Raw genomic sequence first — 14,657 nt, 5'->3', positions numbered from 1 at the left:
CGGGTGGTGTTCGGGGGGCGGGCCGGGGGTGGTGTTGGTGGTGATGTTGTGCTGGGCGGACCTGGGGTTTTGGGTGTGGGGGCGTGTCGGGGTGGAGGGTTTGTCGATTTCGGGGTGTGCGGGGTGGCGCACGGCGTGTCGCTGTGCCTATTGCAAGCCGTTCGCAGGGTTCGGGTCTGTTGCGGGGGCGGGGTGGGCGCCTTTGGCGGGGCGTCGGCGGCGGACGGGCGGGGTGACGCCGTCGGCGAGGCGGCGGGCGGTGACGAGGAAGCCGGTGTGGCCGACCATGCGGTGGTCGGGGCGGACGGCGAGGCCGTCGACGTGCCAGGTGCGCAGGAGGGTCTCGAAGGCGTAGGGCTCGGCGAAGGCGCCGTGGTTGCGCAGGTCTTCGACGACGCGGGACATCTGGGTGGTGGTGGCGATGTAGGCGCAGACCATGCCGCCGGGGATGAGGGCTTTGGCGACGGCGTCGAGGGTCTCCCAGGGGGCGAGCATGTCGAGGACGACGCGGTCGGCTTCGGTCTCGGTGAGGGCGTCTTCGAGGGAGCCGACGGTGAGGCGCCAGGAGGGGTGGGGGCCGCCGAAGAACTTCTCGACGTTGGCGCGGGCGATGTCGGCGAAGTCGGGGCGGCGTTCGTAGGAGGAGACGAGTCCGTGTTCGCCTACGGCGCGCAGGAGGAAGCAGCTGAGGGCGCCGGAGCCGGCGCCGGCCTCGATGACGCGGGCGCCGGGGAAGATGTCGGCCATGGCGACGATCTGGGCGGCGTCCTTGGGGTAGACGACGGCGGCGCCGCGGGGCATGCGGACGGCGAAGTCGGCGAGGAGGGGGCGGAAGGCGAGGTATTCGACGCCGCCGGTGGAGCGGTAGACGGTGCCTTCGGGGCTGCCGATGATGTCGTCGTGGGGGACGGAGCCTTTGTGGGAGTGGTAGAGCTTGCCGGGTTGGAGGGTGATGGTGTTGATGCGGCCTTTGGGGTCGGTGAGCTGAACCTGGTCTCCGGGCCGGAACGGGCCGTGCGGGATGCGGCCGGTGGAGGGTGCGGGCTCGGTGGGCTGGGGTTCGCTCATGGTGGTCAAGGCTAGCGCCGGGTGACCGGGGCTCGGGCCGTCCGGCGGGCGCTCCGGCGGGAGGTTCTGCAGGCGCTCCGGGCCGGTGGGACGGTGGGCGGCGGGGTGCGGTCAGACGCCGGCGAAGGCGCGGTCGACGTCGCTGACGGCGAGGACGCCGTAGAGGCGGCCGTCGGGTTCGGTGAGGAGGTATTCGGAGGCGGGGTTGCGGCGGAGGGCGGCGATGAGGTCCTCGCCGGTGAGGTCGGCGGGGAGGGTGAGGTCGGGTTCGAGGCCGCGGGACAGTTCGCCGACGGTGATCCAGGGGCGGCGGTGCTCGGGGGTGGCGGTGACGGCCTTCTCGCTGACGAGGGCCTGGGGGTTGCCGTCGTGGTCGGCGATGACGAGGGCGCCGGCCTGGTCGGCGTGGGCGCGGCGGACGGCCTCGGCGAGGGGGGTGTCGGCGGTGACGAGGGTGGCGCGGCGGGCGAGGCGGCGGGCGGACAGCAGGGGGAGGCGGTCGCGGAAGCGTTCGGCGCGGATGGCCTGGGTGGCGCCGACCCAGATGAAGGAGGCGACGAGGGCGGACCAGAGGAGGGCGAGCCAGCCGAATCCGCCGTTGCCGTTCTCGTCGGTGCGGTAGGTGGCGAGGTAGGCGCCGGAGATGAGGCAGGCGACGGCGACGGCGCGGCCGACCCAGCCAGCGAAGATGGCGCCGCTGCGGCTGTGGCCGGTGGCCTTCCAGACGGCGGCGCGGACGAGGCGTCCGCCGTCGAGGGGGAGGCCGGGCAGGAGGTTGAAGGCGCCGACGAGGAGGTTGGCGAAGGTGAGGGCGTCGATGAGGAGGAGGGCGACGTCGGGGAGGGGGAGGGCGGCGTGGGCGAGGAGGCCGAGTCCGGCGAGGACGAGGTTGACGAGGGGGCCGGCGAAGGCGATGAGGAATTCGCGGCCGGGGGTGGCGGCCTCGCGTTCGATGGAGGTCTCGCCGCCGAGGATGTGGAGGGTGACGGAGCGGACGGGGAGGCCGAGGACGCGGGCGGTGACGGCGTGGCTGAGTTCGTGGACGAAGACCGAGCCGTAGAGCAGGACGGCGTAGGCGAAGGCGACGAGGTAGCTGGCGGGGCGGTCGATGACGCCGTTGACCTGGCCTTCGAACATGACGGTGACGAGGATGGCGACCAGGAACCAGCTGGGCGAGACGTAGACGGGGACGCCGAAGGGGCGGCCCATGTAGAGGCCGGGCCGGGCGTCGGGGCCGCCTTTGCGGGGGCCGGGGTCGCCGGCGGGCGTCTTGCCCTGGGTCGGGGGCGCGCTGTTGGTCACGTCTCCGATGCTACGGCCCTGCGGGTGCGGGTCGGCGGGCGGTGCGATGATCATGGCGGGTGGTGCGGGGGTGCGGGATTTCGTCGGGGGTGTCGCCTACGCTGCTGTGCCATGACGACGACCGAGGCCGGTGGTGGGGTGTCCGTTCCGTCTCCGCGGGGTGGGGGCGGGCCCGTGGTGGAGGGGTCTGCGGTGGAGGGGTCCGTGGTGGAAGGTCCGGTGGTGGTGGGGTCGCTGTCGCCGTCGCGGGCGGGTGATTTCATGACGTGTCCGCTGCTTTACCGGTTCCGGGTGATCGATCGGCTTCCGGAGCGGCCGTCGGCGGCGGCGGCGCGGGGGACGCTGGTGCATGCGGTGCTGGAGCGGCTGTACGACCTGCCGGCGGGCGGGCGGACGGTGGGGGCGGCGCTGGAGCTGCTGGGTCCGCAGTGGGAGCGGCTGCTGTCGGCGGAGCCGGAGCTGGCGGGGTTGTTCGGGGAGGACGAGGCGGGGGCGGCGGAGCGGGCGGAGTGGCTGGCGCAGGCGGAGCGGATGGTGGAGCGGTATTTCACGCTGGAGGATCCGCGGCGGCTGGAGCCGGCGGAGCGTGAGCTGTTCGTGGAGACGGTGCTGGATTCGGGGTTGAAGCTGCGGGGGTACATCGACCGGGTGGACGTGGCGCCGAGCGGTGACGTGCGGATCGTGGACTACAAGACGGGGACGGCGCCGCGGGCGGATTTCGAGGCGCGGGCGTTGTTCCAGATGAAGTTCTACGCGCTGGTGCTGTGGCGGTTGCAGGGGCGTGTGCCGCGGTTGCTGCAGCTGATGTATCTGGGGAACGGCGAGGTGCTGCGGTACGAGCCGGACGAGCGGGATCTGCGGGCGACGGAGCGGAAGGTGGAGGCTCTGTGGCAGGCGATCCGGCGGGCGATGGATTCGGGTGAGTGGCGGCCGCGGACGAGCCGGTTGTGCGACTGGTGCGATCACAAGGAGCGGTGCCCGGAGTTCGGGGGCACTCCCCCGCCGTTGCCGGCGGTTCCGGTGCGGCGTCCGTCTCCGGCGGATCTGGAGGGTGCGGCGGCGGGCGGCGCGGTGCGGGAGCGCGACGACCTGTAGCGGCGGCCGGTGGCGGCGCCGCGGGGAGGACGGCTCGCGGCCGCCCGGTGGCGCAGGGGGCGGTGTGCGGGGTCATCCTTGGGGAGGAGCGCGGATCCGCGCGCAGGATGGGTCGCGACCTGCTGTGACCTCCTAGGGTGAGAGTCGTGTCACCCCGCATCCGTGGTCTTCGTACCTTTCGTGCCTGGCTGCAGGCGCGTCCGCAGGCGGCGGACGCGTTGCTCGCGCTGGGGCTGCTGCTGGTGGGCCTTCCGCAGCTGTATCTGCAGGCTTTCCCGGAGAGCGGTGACTACGCGGCGTTCCGGTCGCCGGACGCGGTGAACGGGCTGATCGTCGTGGTGGTGACGATGGCGCTGGCGTGGCGGCGGCGCCGTCCGCTGCCGGTGCTGCTGGTGATCGTGGCGGGTGAGCTGGCGCTGGCGGTGTGGGGGTATCCGCCGTCGGTGCCGGACGTGATGGCGTTCCTGATCGGGATTTACAGCCTGGCGGCGCACCGGGGGCTGGCGCAGAGCGCGCTGGGGGGTGTGGCGGGTTTCGTGTCGTTCCTGGTGTCGCTGGTGATGCTGCCGGTGGGGATGTCGCCGGTGGTGCTGGTGAGCGATTGCGCGCTGGTGGCGGGGGTGTGGGTGCTGGGCCGGAACCTGCGGTTGCGGCGGGCGTACTTCGCGGAGCTGGAGGACCGGGCGGCGCGGTTGGAGCGGGCGCGGGGGACGGACGCGCGGGCGGCGCGGATCGAGGAGCGGTCGCGGATCGCGCGGGAGCTGCACGATGTGGTGGCGCACCATGTGAGCGTGATGACGGTGCAGGCGGGGGCGGCGCGGCGGATCATCGACCGGGATCCGGGGAGCGCGCGTGAGGCGATGTCGACGATCGAGGAGGTCGGGCGGACGGCGCTGAGTGAGATGCGGCGGATCGTGGGGGTGCTGCGGACGGAGCGGGACGCCGATCAGGCGGGGCGGGAGCTGGCGCCGCAGCCGGGTCTGGGTGATCTCGGGGAGCTGCTGGACCATGTGCGGGAGACGGGGCTGTCGGTGCAATTGTGGATCGAGGGTGAGGCGCGGACGCCGTCGCCGGGGGTGGACGTGGCGGCGTTCCGGTTGATCCAGGAGGCGTTGACGAACACGTTGAAGCATGCGGGGGCGCAGGCGCGGGCGTGGGTGCGGTTGTACTACACGGACGCGGATCTGACGGTGGAGATCGAGGACGACGGGCGGGGGACGGCGACGATCGTGGCGGACGGGCCGGACAATCCGGGGCACGGGTTGGTGGGGATGTACGAGCGGGTGGCGTTGTACGGGGGTGAGCTGCGGATCGGGCCGCGGGTCGGCGGGGGGTTCGGGGTGCGGGCACGGTTCCCGTTGGAGGCGTGAGCGGTGCCGGTGCGCGGTTGGGGAGGGCATAGGGTGGCGTTCACCGGTGCGAGGCGAGGAGCGGGGTCGATGGACGCAAGCGGGGTGGCCGGGTGAGCGCGGTTCGGGTGCTGCTCGTGGACGATCAGCCGTTGCTGCGGACGGGGTTCCGGTTGATCTTGGAGGCCGAGGCGGACATCGCGGTGGTCGGTGAGGCGGGGGACGGTGCGGCGGCGGTGGAGATGACGCGGTCGCTGCTGCCGGATGTGGTGCTGATGGACATCCGGATGCCGGGTGTGGACGGGATCGAGGCGACCCGGCGGATCATCCGGGAGGGTGCGGCGTCGCATGATCCGAAGGTGCTGATCCTGACGACGTTCGATCTGGACGAGTACGTGATCGAGGCGGTGCGGGCGGGGGCGAGCGGGTTCCTGTTGAAGGACTCGCCGCCGGAGGATCTGGTGCAGGCGATCCGGATCGTGGCGGCGGGCGATGCGATCGTGGCGCCGAGCGTGACGCGGCGGTTGCTGGACCGGTTCGCGACGCGGTTGCCGGCGGTGCGGGACGCGGCGCCGCCGCCGGGGCTGGACACGCTGACCGAGCGGGAGCGCGAGGTGCTGACGCATGTGGCGCGGGGCCAGTCGAACGCGGAGATCGCGGCGGAGCTCGTGGTGAGCGAGACGACGGTGAAGACGCATGTGGGGAACGTGCTGGCGAAGCTGGGGCTGCGGGACCGGGTGCAGGCGGTGGTGTACGCGTATGAGACGGGGTTGAGCCGTCCCGGTCAGAGCTGACCGTCTCGTCGCGGCGTTCCGGTCGGGGGTGCTTCTCCCCCGTGTGCCCGGGCTGCGTCCGGGGGTGTCCCGGAGCCTGTGGGGCGGGTGTCGTGGCTGGTGGGGCGGTGGTGGACGGCCCTGGTCTCAGGGGCGGCCCCTGAGCGGACCCTTCCTTCGCCGGTGGGGCCCCTACTCCGGGAGGACGACCCCGGTGCCGTCTCTCCTGCCAGGGATGGAGTGGTAAGTCCATTCCTGGGGTGCATCTCACGGAGCCGCCGGACTTCTACTGTTCTGAGGGACGGATCGCCGGGGGACGAAAGCGCGGTCCGCGCAGCTCGATTCCACCCTCATCAACTCACACAGGGGAGTTCACGTGACGAACACCGCCCCATCGGCCGCTGACGCGCATTTCGCGCCCGGGGCGGACGACTTCGCCGCACGGGCCCATCAGATCGCCAAGGTGTACGGGCGCGGCGACGCCCAGGTGGTCGCGCTGGATTCGGTGACCGTGGGGATCCCCCGCGGCCGGTTCACCGCGATCATGGGCCCGTCGGGTTCGGGGAAGTCCACGCTGATGCACTGCATGGCGGGTCTGGACTCGGTGGACTCCGGGCAGGTGTTCATCGGCGGCACCGAGCTGACGGGGCTGAAGGACAAGCAGCTCACCCGGCTGCGCCGCGACAAGATCGGGTTCATCTTCCAGGCGTTCAACCTGGTTCCGACGCTGACGGCGCTGGAGAACATCACGCTGCCGATGGACATCGCGGGCCGCAAAGCCGACAAGGCGTGGCTGGACGCGGTGATCGACACGGTCGGGCTGCGGCCGCGGCTGAAGCACCGGCCGTCGGAGCTGTCGGGCGGGCAGCAGCAGCGGGTGGCGTGCGCGCGGGCGCTGGCGTCCCGCCCGGAGATCATCTTCGCGGACGAGCCGACCGGGAACCTGGACTCGCGGTCGGGCGCCGAGGTGCTGGCGTTCCTGCGCGACTCGGTGCGGCGGATGGGCCAGACGATCGTGATGGTGACGCACGACCCGTCCGCGGCGGCGTACGCCGACCAGGTGCTGTTCCTGACGGACGGGCAGATCGTCGACACGATGACGGGACCGACCGCCGAGCGGGTGCTGGAGCGGATGAAGGGCTTCGAGACGTCGGGCCGTCCCGCCGCGGCGCCGGGCGCGCAGGAGCCGGGGGTCGCGGCGCGATGATGGGCAAGGTCACGCTCCGCAACCTCGCGGCGCACAAGATCCGGCTGGTGCTGACGGCCGTCGCGGTGATCCTCGGCGTGGCGTTCGTGGCCGGCACGCTGATCTTCACCGACAGCATGAACAAGCGGTTCGACGACCTGTTCAGCCGGGTCGGCAAGAACGTCGCCGTGGACGTGCGGGCCAAGAAGGTCGTCGGGGGCGACGACGACGGGCAGGCGGCGCAGCCGGTGCCGGCGTCGGTGCTGACGGCGCTGCAGGGCGTCGACGGGGTGAAGAACCCGCAGGGCAACGTGAGCGGGTACGCGGCCGTCGTGGGCCGCGACGGGAAGATCGTCGGGTCGGGCGGGGAGGGCCCGCCGCAGCTCGGCACGAACTGGAACGCCGACGGGTCGTTCGACCTGAAGGCGGGCCGGGTGCCGCGCGGCCCCGCCGAAGTGATCATCGATGCGGGGACCGCGAAGAAGGGGAAGCTGGCGGTCGGCGACACCGTCGGGGTCGTGTCGTCGGGTGGGGCGCGGCGGATGCGGCTCGTCGGGCTGATCGACACCGGGAACCTGATGGGGGCGAGCGTCACCGCGTTCGACACCCCGACCGCGCAGCGGCTGATGCTGAAGCCCGGCTACTTCAGCGACATCGAGATGGGGTCGTCGGGGCCGTCGGAGACGCAGCTGCGGGACCGGGTCGCGAAGGTGCTGCCGGCCGGTGTGGAGGCCGTCACCGGCACGAAGATGCGCGATGAGAACAAGAGCGACGTCGCGCAGATCATGGGGTTCTTCCGCACGTTCCTGCTGGTGTTCGCGCTGATCTCGATCTTCGTCGGGGCGTTCATCATCTTCAACACGTTCTCGATGCTGGTGGCGCAGCGGACGCGGGAGCTGGCGCTGCTGCGCGCGATCGGCGCGGCGCGCCCGCAGGTGACGCGGGCGGTGATCGGTGAGGCGGTCGCGGTCGGGTTCGTCGGGTCGACGCTGGGCCTGGCGGCCGGCGCGGGGCTGGCGGCGCTGCTGCAGGGGCAGATGGGCGACGCCGGGTCGGGCGGCCTGACGTTCACCGCGACGCCGGTGATCTGGTCGTACGTCGTCGGGATCGTGGTGACGGTGGTGTCGGCGTACTTCCCGGCGCGGCGCGCGGCGAAGATCCCGCCGGTCGCGGCGATGCGCGACGATGTGGCGCTGCCACAGCGGACGCTGCGGATCCGGGTGGCGCTCGGTTCGCTGCTGGCGCTGATCGGGGCGGGCCTCATCGGGGCGGGCCTGGCCGGGAACGGCGGGAACCCGGCGGTGCCGGTCGGCGCGGGCGCGTTCGCGGTGTTCATCGGGGTGGCGATGCTCGCGCCGGTGATCAGCGTCCCGGTGGTGAAGGTGCTGGGGTGGCCGTTCGCGCGGCTGATGGGCGCGCCGGGGCGGCTCGCCCGGCAGAACGCGCTGCGCAACCCGCGCCGCACCGCCGCGACCGCCGCGGCGCTGATGATCGGCCTGGCGCTGATCACCACGGTGAACGTGCTCGGCGCGACGATGCGCGCCTCGATCGACCAGCAGGTGGACGCGCAGTTCGGCGCGGACTACCTGGTGCAGGCCAAGGGCGGCGACATCGCTCCGGACGCCGCGCAGAGGATCAAGGCGGCGCCGGGGGTGGAGTCGGCGTCGGCGGCCTACGAAGGCACCGCGAAGATCGCTGGGAAGCGCGGCACGTACATGTCGGGCGATGTCGGCGTGATCGCGAAGGCGGCCCGGTTGAAGATCGTGTCGGGTGGCACCGCGATCGGCGCGGCCGGGCTGATGGTGAACGAGTCGACGGCGAAGGACAACGGCTGGCATGTCGGGTCGACGGTGCCGGCGCTGTTCCCCGACGGGAAGACCGAGCAGCTGAAGGTGACGGGGATCTTCGCCAAGAGCGACCTGATCGGCAGCCGGCTCGTGTCGCAGCAGGTGTACCTGCGGCACACGGTGCGGCCGTCGGTGGACGCGGTGCTGGTGAACGCGGCGAAGACGGACGCGGCGACGAAGACGTCGATCGAGTCGGCGCTGAAGGCGTACCCGAACCTGAAGGTGTCGGACCAGTCGTCGCTGAAGAAGGACGCCCGCAAGCAGGTGGACGGGTTCGTGACGTTCCTGTCGATCCTGCTGGCCATGTCGGTGATCATCGCGGCGGTCGGGGTGGTCAACACCCTCGCGCTGTCGGTGATCGAGCGGACCCGGGAGATCGGGCTGCTGCGGGCGATCGGCATCAGCCGCCGCCAGCTGCGCCGGATGATCCGGATCGAGTCGATCGTGATCGCGGTGTTCGGCGCGGTGCTCGGCATGGGCATCGGCGTGGCGTTCGGCGCGGCGCTGCAGAACGCGCTGAAGGACGACGGTCTCGGGGTGCTGGCGGTGCCGTACGGGACGCTCGGGGTGTACCTGGTGGTCGCGGCGGTGATCGGTGTGCTGGCGGCGCTGTGGCCGGCGTGGCGCGCCGGGCGGATGGACGTGCTGAAGGCCATCTCCGCCGAGTAGCCGGCGGTTCCGGCGTCCGGAGCCCCGGCCCCTTCCGCCAAGGGGGCCGGGGCTTCGGCTTGCGGAGGGGTGTGCCGGCTCAGCCGTGGCTGCCGGACGGGAGGGGCGGCGGCGGGAACGAACGGCGAAGCCCCGGTCCCCCTGTGCGGGGGCCGGGGCTTCGGTGTGCGGGAGGCGCGTCCGAGCGCGAGCGGGGGCCGGGGCTACTCGCCGGTCTCGGCGTCGGCCTCGGCGGCCGGCGCGGCGCCGGGCGCCACCGCGGCCTTGGCGACCTCGTCGGTCGCCGACACGGTGGTGTTCTCCGGGAAGTGGCAGGCGGCCTGGTGGCCGTGGCTGAGCTCGATCAGCGGCGGCTCGACCTGCTTGCAGATGTCCTGCGCCTTCCAGCAGCGGGTGTGGAAGCGGCACGCGGGCGGCGGGTCGAGGGGGCTCGGCACGTCGCCCTGCAGCCGGATCCGCTGCCGGTTCCCGCGCTCGCTCGGGTCGGGGACCGGCACCGCCGACAGCAGCGCGTTGGTGTAGGGGTGCATCGGCCGCTCGTACAGGTCGTTGCGGTCCGCGATCTCGACGATCTTGCCGAGGTACATGACGGCGACCCGGTCGGAGATGTGCCGGACGACCGACAGGTCGTGCGCGATGACCACGTAGGTGAGGTCGAGTTCGTCCTGCAGGTCCTCCAGCAGGTTGACGACCTGCGCCTGCACCGACACGTCCAGCGCCGACACCGGCTCGTCCGCGACGATCAGCTTCGGCTTGAGGGCCAGCGTGCGGGCGATGCCGATGCGCTGGCGCTGGCCGCCGGAGAACTCGTGCGGGTACCGGTTGTAGTGCTCGGGGTTGAGGCCGACGAGCTCCAGGATCTCCTGGACGGCCTTCTTCACGCCGTTCTCGGTCTCGATGTTCTGCAGCCGGAACGGGGCGCCGACGATCGCGCCGACCGTCTTGCGCGGGTTCAGCGACGAGTACGGGTCCTGGAAGATCATCTGGAGGTCGCGGCGGAGCGGCCGGAGCCGCCCCTGGGACATCGTGGTGATGTCCTCGCCCTCGAAGGTGATCTTGCCGAAGCTGGGGTCCAGCAGCCGCATGATCATCCGGCCGGTGGTGGACTTGCCGCAGCCCGACTCCCCCACCAGGCCGAGGGTCTCGCCCTTGCGGACCGAGAACGACACGCCGTCGACGGCCTTCACCGCCGCGACCTGCCGGCGCAGCAGCCCCGCGGTGACGGGGAAGTGCTTGCCGAGGTTGTCCACCTCCAGCAGCATCTCCCCGTCCCGGGCGGGACGGGCCGCTGCCGCGTCGGCGGAGGTCTCCGCGGCGCCGGGGACGGCGGTCCCCGCCGCGGCGGTGTCAGAAGTGCTCACAGTCTTGTTCCCACCCGTGCTCGTCACAGCTTCGGCCGGATCTCGGATTCCCAGATCTCCTGCTTCTTCTCCAGCGGGAGATGGCAGGCCACCTTGTGGCCCGGGACCGCCTCGACCAGTTCGGGGCGCACCGTCGTCGACTTGTCGCCGTTGAGGTCCTTGTAGGCGCACCGCGGGTTGAACGCGCAGCCCTGCGGCACGTTGATCAGGCTCGGCGGGGTGCCCTTGATCGGCATGAGCCGCTCGGTGCGCTCCCGGTCCAGCCGCGGCATCGAGCCGAGCAGCCCCCAGGTGTAGGGGTGCAGCGGCCGGTGGAAGGCGTCCTCCACCGATGCGTACTCGGCGCAGCGGCCCGCGTACATCACCAGGATGTCGTCGGACAGCTCGGCGACCACCCCGAGATCGTGGGTGATCATGATGACGGCGGAGTTGAACTCCTCCTGCAGGTCCCGGATCAGGTCGAGGATCTGCGCCTGGACGGTGACGTCCAGCGCCGTGGTCGGCTCGTCGGCGATCAGCAGCTCGGGGTCGCAGGACAGCGCCATCGCGATCATCGCGCGCTGCCGCATGCCGCCGGAGAACTGGTGGGGGTAGTCGTCGACGCGCTTGTCGGGCTTGGGGATGCCGACGCGGCCGAGCATGTCGATGGCGTGCTTGCGCGCGACCTGCTTGGACACGTCGTTGTGGACCCGGTAGGCCTCGATGATCTGGGCGCCGACGGTGTAGAACGGGTGCATCGACGACAGCGGGTCCTGGAAGATCATCGCCATCTTGCGGCCGCGCAGCCGGCGGACGTCGGCGGGCGAGGCGCCGACGAGCTCCTGGCCGTCCAGCCAGATCTCGCCGGACACGTTGGCGTTGTGGCGGTTGTGCAGCCCGAGGACGCCGAGGCTGGTGACGCTCTTCCCGGAGCCGGACTCGCCGACGATGCCGAGGGTGCGGCCCTTCTCCAGCTGGAACGACAGCCCGTCGACCGACTTCACCAGACCGTCGTCGGTCGGGAAGTGGATCTTCAGGTCGCGGACCTCGAGGAACGCCGTGGGAGCGTCCCCGGAGCCCGTGGCGGGCCCCGCGGCCGGCGTGGTGTCGGTCATCAGCCAAGCCTCACTCTCGGGTCGATCACGGCGTACAGCAGGTCGACGACCAGGTTGATCACGACGATGAAGGTGGCGGCGAGGGTGGTGACGCCGAGCACCATCGGCAGGTCGCCGGTGCCGATCGAACTGATCGCCAGCTGCCCGAGGCCGGGGATGCTGAAGGTGTTCTCGGTGAGCACCGCGCCGCCGATCAGCAGCCCGAAGTCCAGGCCGAAGACGGTGAGGATGGGCGTCAGGGAGGCGCGGAGCGCGTGCCGGGTGATGACCGTCTTCTCCGGCAGGCCCTTGGCGCGGGCGGTGCGGATGTAGTCCTCGTTCATCGTCTCCAGCATGCCCGCTCTGGTGAGCCGCGCGTACATCGCGGCGTACAGGAACGCCAGGGTGACCCAGGGCAGCACCAGCGACTCGAACCATTTCACCGGGTCCTGGCTGAAGCCGACGTAGCTGCCTCCGCCGGGGAAGATGCCGAGCTTGTAGGAGAACAGCGCGAGCGACACCAGGCCGGTGAAGTAGATCGGCAGCGACACTCCGCTGAGGGCCACCACCATCGCGGCGCGGTCCCAGATGCTGCCTCTCTTCAGGGCCGAGACGACGCCGGTGGCGACACCGGCGACGAGCCAGACGATCGCGGCTCCCACGGCCAGCCCCAGGGTCGCCGGGGCGCGGTCCATCAGCGTCGGGAGCACGGGCTGGCTGGTGCGGAAGGAGTAGCCGAGGCAGGGCGCGGGGCAGTGGTCGGTGACCGGTCCGGCCTTGAAGTCCTCACCGGCGACGATGCCCTTGAGGTAGTTGCCGTACTGCACCACGATCGGCTTGTCGAGGCCGAGCCGCTCCTTGGTGGCCTCGATCGCCTCCTGCGTCGGGGCCTTGCCGACATAGGACGCCGCGAGCTGGTCGGTGGTCTGACCGGCCAGCTTCGGAAGCCCGAAGAAGATGCCGAAGGTCACCAGGGTGATGAGCAACAGCATGAGAACGACGCCGACGAGGCGCCGGATGATGTATGCGAGCACACTTCGCGGCCCCACCCGCCGGCCGGCCGGACCTGTGGGCCCGGTACCGGCCGGCGGGCATCGCCTTCACCTGCCTTCAGATGAACGCACGGACGGAGGGAGAATTACTTCTCCACGCCCATGTTGAGGTAGTCGTACATTCCGCCATAGCCCATGGTGATACCGACGTTGGTGACCCTCTTCGGCCGGTACAGCAGCGCCTTGGCGTAGATCAGCGGGACCTCGACGGCGTCCTGCATGACCATCTGGTCGATGTCGCCGTAGGCCTTCATGCGGGCCGCCTTGTCCGGGTTGGCGATCGCCTGGTCGAGCGCGTCGTTGACCTTCGGGTTGTCCTCCTCGGCCAGGTTGTTGCCGCCGGAGGGCTTGATGGCCCGGCCGTCGACGATCTGGGAGAGGAAGCCGTAGCCGGTCGGCCAGTCCGCCGCCCACGCCATGAGCATCATGCCGACGCCGTGCTGGTGCACGTAGTTCGGGACGCCGACGTACTTGTTGAAGTAGTCGCCGGCCGGCCACTGCACGATGCTGACGTTGATGCCGACCTTCTTCAGGCCCTGCTGGATGGCCTGCGCCATCGCGACTTCCTTCGGCCGGTCGGACCGAGCGGAGATCTTGGTGCTGAAGCCGTTCGGCTGGCCGCACGCCGCGAGCTCCTGCTTGGCCTTCGCCAGCGTGGCCTGGTCCAGGCCGTTGCCGCCCGACGCCTGCTTCTGCGGGTACAGGTCGAACTTGCGGTAGCCGGCGACCGACGGGGGCAGGATCGTGGTCGCGACGTCACCGCCGGCCAGCGGGCCTCCGTAGGCGGTCTGCGCGGCGACCTTGTCGGTCGCGTACTGCACGGCGATCCGGCAGTGGATATTGTCCAGCGGCTTGACGTGCTGGTTCAGCGACATGAACCGCAGGTAGCCCTGGATCGGGTTGTCGGTGTAGGGCTTCTGCTGCGGCGTCAGCACCTTCGGCTGCGTGCCGGACTGCACACCGACGCCCGCGACGTCCATGTCGAGCGAACCGGCCAGCAGGCGGTTGTCGATGTCGTCGGCGTTCTGCTTGAGCTGCAACTCGATCCGGTCGGGCAGCGCCTTGCGGATCGGGTCGGTGCTGGGGTCCCAGTTGGGGTTCCGCGACAGCGTCATCGACTTGCCGCGGGTGTAGTTGTCGACCTTGTACGGGCCGCTGGAGACGATCGACGACTCGTACTTCAGGCCGGTGTCCTTGGCCTTCGGCACCGGGATCGTCTGCGACATCGCCACCAGGTAGTCGAACTCCGCGAACGGCTTCGACAGGTGGAAGACGATCGTGTTGTCGTCCGGCGTCTCGATCGACTTCAGGCCCTCGTCGCTCTTGTCCTTGTAGGGACCCTTGTACGCGGGCTTGTTGTCGACCAGGTAGGTCTTGAAGTACTTCGGACCGAGCTGCAGCTCGTCGGTGAAGTTGCTGCGCTCGACGGCGTACTTGACGTCCTTGGAGGTGACCGTCGTGCCGTCGTCGTACTTCACGCCGGTGCGCAGCTTGTAGGTCCAGGTCTTGCCGCCGTCGGCCATCTGGCCGGGCGCGGTCGCCAGGTCGGGGATGACGTTCAGGCTGTCCTTGCCCGCGGCGGGCTTGAACGTCATCAGGCCCCGGCCGTAGAGACGCGAGAAGTTCTGGTCCCACGCGTAGTACTGGTTGCCCGGGTCCGGCGCGTCGAAGTCGTCGGACATCGCCAGGCGGAGCGTGCCGCCCTTCTTGTCCGACTGGTTGACGATCTTGTCGATGGCCGCGCCGTAGCCCGGCCCGCTCCCCGAGCCGCCCGAGTCGCCGCCGCCGCAGGCGGCGAGGCCCGCCGCGGCGAGCGCGCCGGCGGCGAGGGCCGCGATTGGTCTCATCTTGTTCATGTGCAGGCGCACCCCATTCATTTCGC

Annotated in this window: 11 protein-coding genes; 5 read left to right on the top strand and 6 right to left on the bottom strand. The window is 71.0% G+C overall.

The genetic code is table 11. The annotated features are described in order from the left end of the window. Window positions 1–147: 147 nt before the first annotated feature. A complete protein-coding gene (locus F8568_RS08815; protein WP_151592994.1) occupies window positions 148–1,068 on the bottom strand; it encodes a tRNA (adenine-N1)-methyltransferase in 921 nt (306 codons plus the stop codon). Window positions 1,069–1,179: 111 nt separating this feature from the next. Beyond that, window positions 1,180–2,370, bottom strand: coding sequence for a site-2 protease family protein (locus F8568_RS08810; RefSeq protein WP_151592993.1), 1,191 nt, complete (start codon window positions 2,368–2,370; stop codon window positions 1,180–1,182). Between the two features lie 204 nt (window positions 2,371–2,574). On the opposite strand from F8568_RS08810, the gene F8568_RS08805 reads away from it, so the two are divergent. The 5 genes from F8568_RS08805 (at window position 2,575) to F8568_RS08785 (ending at window position 9,289) form a co-directional block, all read left to right on the top strand. Then, window positions 2,575–3,465 (top strand): RecB family exonuclease, encoded by an 891-nt coding sequence (locus F8568_RS08805; protein ID WP_328600782.1) that lies wholly within the window; start codon window positions 2,575–2,577, stop codon window positions 3,463–3,465. 146 nt (window positions 3,466–3,611) lie between these two features. Next, window positions 3,612–4,835: a sensor histidine kinase gene (locus tag F8568_RS08800; protein ID WP_151592991.1), complete on the top strand. Its 1,224-nt coding sequence runs from the start codon at window positions 3,612–3,614 to the stop codon at window positions 4,833–4,835. A 92-nt stretch (window positions 4,836–4,927) separates the two neighbouring features. After that, a complete protein-coding gene (locus F8568_RS08795; RefSeq protein WP_328600781.1) occupies window positions 4,928–5,608 on the top strand; it encodes a response regulator transcription factor in 681 nt (226 codons plus the stop codon). 355 nt (window positions 5,609–5,963) lie between these two features. Then, window positions 5,964–6,794 (top strand): ABC transporter ATP-binding protein, encoded by an 831-nt coding sequence (locus F8568_RS08790; protein ID WP_151592990.1) that lies wholly within the window; start codon window positions 5,964–5,966, stop codon window positions 6,792–6,794. Further along, window positions 6,791–9,289: an ABC transporter permease gene (locus F8568_RS08785; RefSeq protein WP_236008531.1), complete on the top strand. Its 2,499-nt coding sequence runs from the start codon at window positions 6,791–6,793 to the stop codon at window positions 9,287–9,289. Before F8568_RS08790 ends, F8568_RS08785 begins: the two co-directional genes overlap by 4 nt. Before the next feature lie 203 nt (window positions 9,290–9,492). Here F8568_RS08785 and F8568_RS08780 read toward each other — a convergent pair whose 3' ends face one another. The 4 genes from F8568_RS08780 to F8568_RS08765 form a co-directional block, all read right to left on the bottom strand. Then, a complete protein-coding gene (locus F8568_RS08780) occupies window positions 9,493–10,551 on the bottom strand; it encodes an ABC transporter ATP-binding protein (RefSeq protein ID WP_236008563.1) in 1,059 nt (352 codons plus the stop codon). Between the two features lie 122 nt (window positions 10,552–10,673). Next, a complete protein-coding gene (locus F8568_RS08775; RefSeq protein WP_151592988.1) occupies window positions 10,674–11,744 on the bottom strand; it encodes an ABC transporter ATP-binding protein in 1,071 nt (356 codons plus the stop codon). Further along, a complete protein-coding gene (locus F8568_RS08770; protein WP_151592987.1) occupies window positions 11,744–12,757 on the bottom strand; it encodes an ABC transporter permease in 1,014 nt (337 codons plus the stop codon). Before F8568_RS08770 ends, F8568_RS08775 begins: the two co-directional genes overlap by 1 nt. 104 nt (window positions 12,758–12,861) lie before the next feature. Beyond that, on the bottom strand, window positions 12,862–14,622 hold the full coding sequence (locus F8568_RS08765; protein ID WP_151592986.1) for an ABC transporter substrate-binding protein: 1,761 nt from the start codon (window positions 14,620–14,622) through the stop codon (window positions 12,862–12,864). Between the last annotated feature and the right edge of the window lie 35 nt (window positions 14,623–14,657).

Source organism: Actinomadura physcomitrii, assembly GCF_008923205.2.
Taxonomy (GTDB): Bacteria; Actinomycetota; Actinomycetes; order Streptosporangiales; family Streptosporangiaceae; genus Spirillospora; species Spirillospora physcomitrii.
Note: the sequence above shows the minus strand (reverse complement) of the source record. Positions and strands in the feature narration are given on the sequence as shown.

Bases quoted from the DNA above. Each gene is read 5' to 3' on its own strand.
- F8568_RS08815 (WP_151592994.1), bottom strand. From the start codon at position 1,068: ATGAGCGAACCCCAGCCCACCGAGCCCGCACCCTCCACCGGCCGCATC.
- F8568_RS08765 (WP_151592986.1), bottom strand. From the start codon at position 14,622: ATGAGACCAATCGCGGCCCTCGCCGCCGGCGCGCTCGCCGCGGCGGGC.
- F8568_RS08775 (WP_151592988.1), bottom strand. From the start codon at position 11,744: ATGACCGACACCACGCCGGCCGCGGGGCCCGCCACGGGCTCCGGGGAC.
- F8568_RS08785 (WP_236008531.1), top strand. From the start codon at position 6,791: ATGATGGGCAAGGTCACGCTCCGCAACCTCGCGGCGCACAAGATCCGG.
- F8568_RS08780 (WP_236008563.1), bottom strand. From the start codon at position 10,551: ATGCTGCTGGAGGTGGACAACCTCGGCAAGCACTTCCCCGTCACCGCG.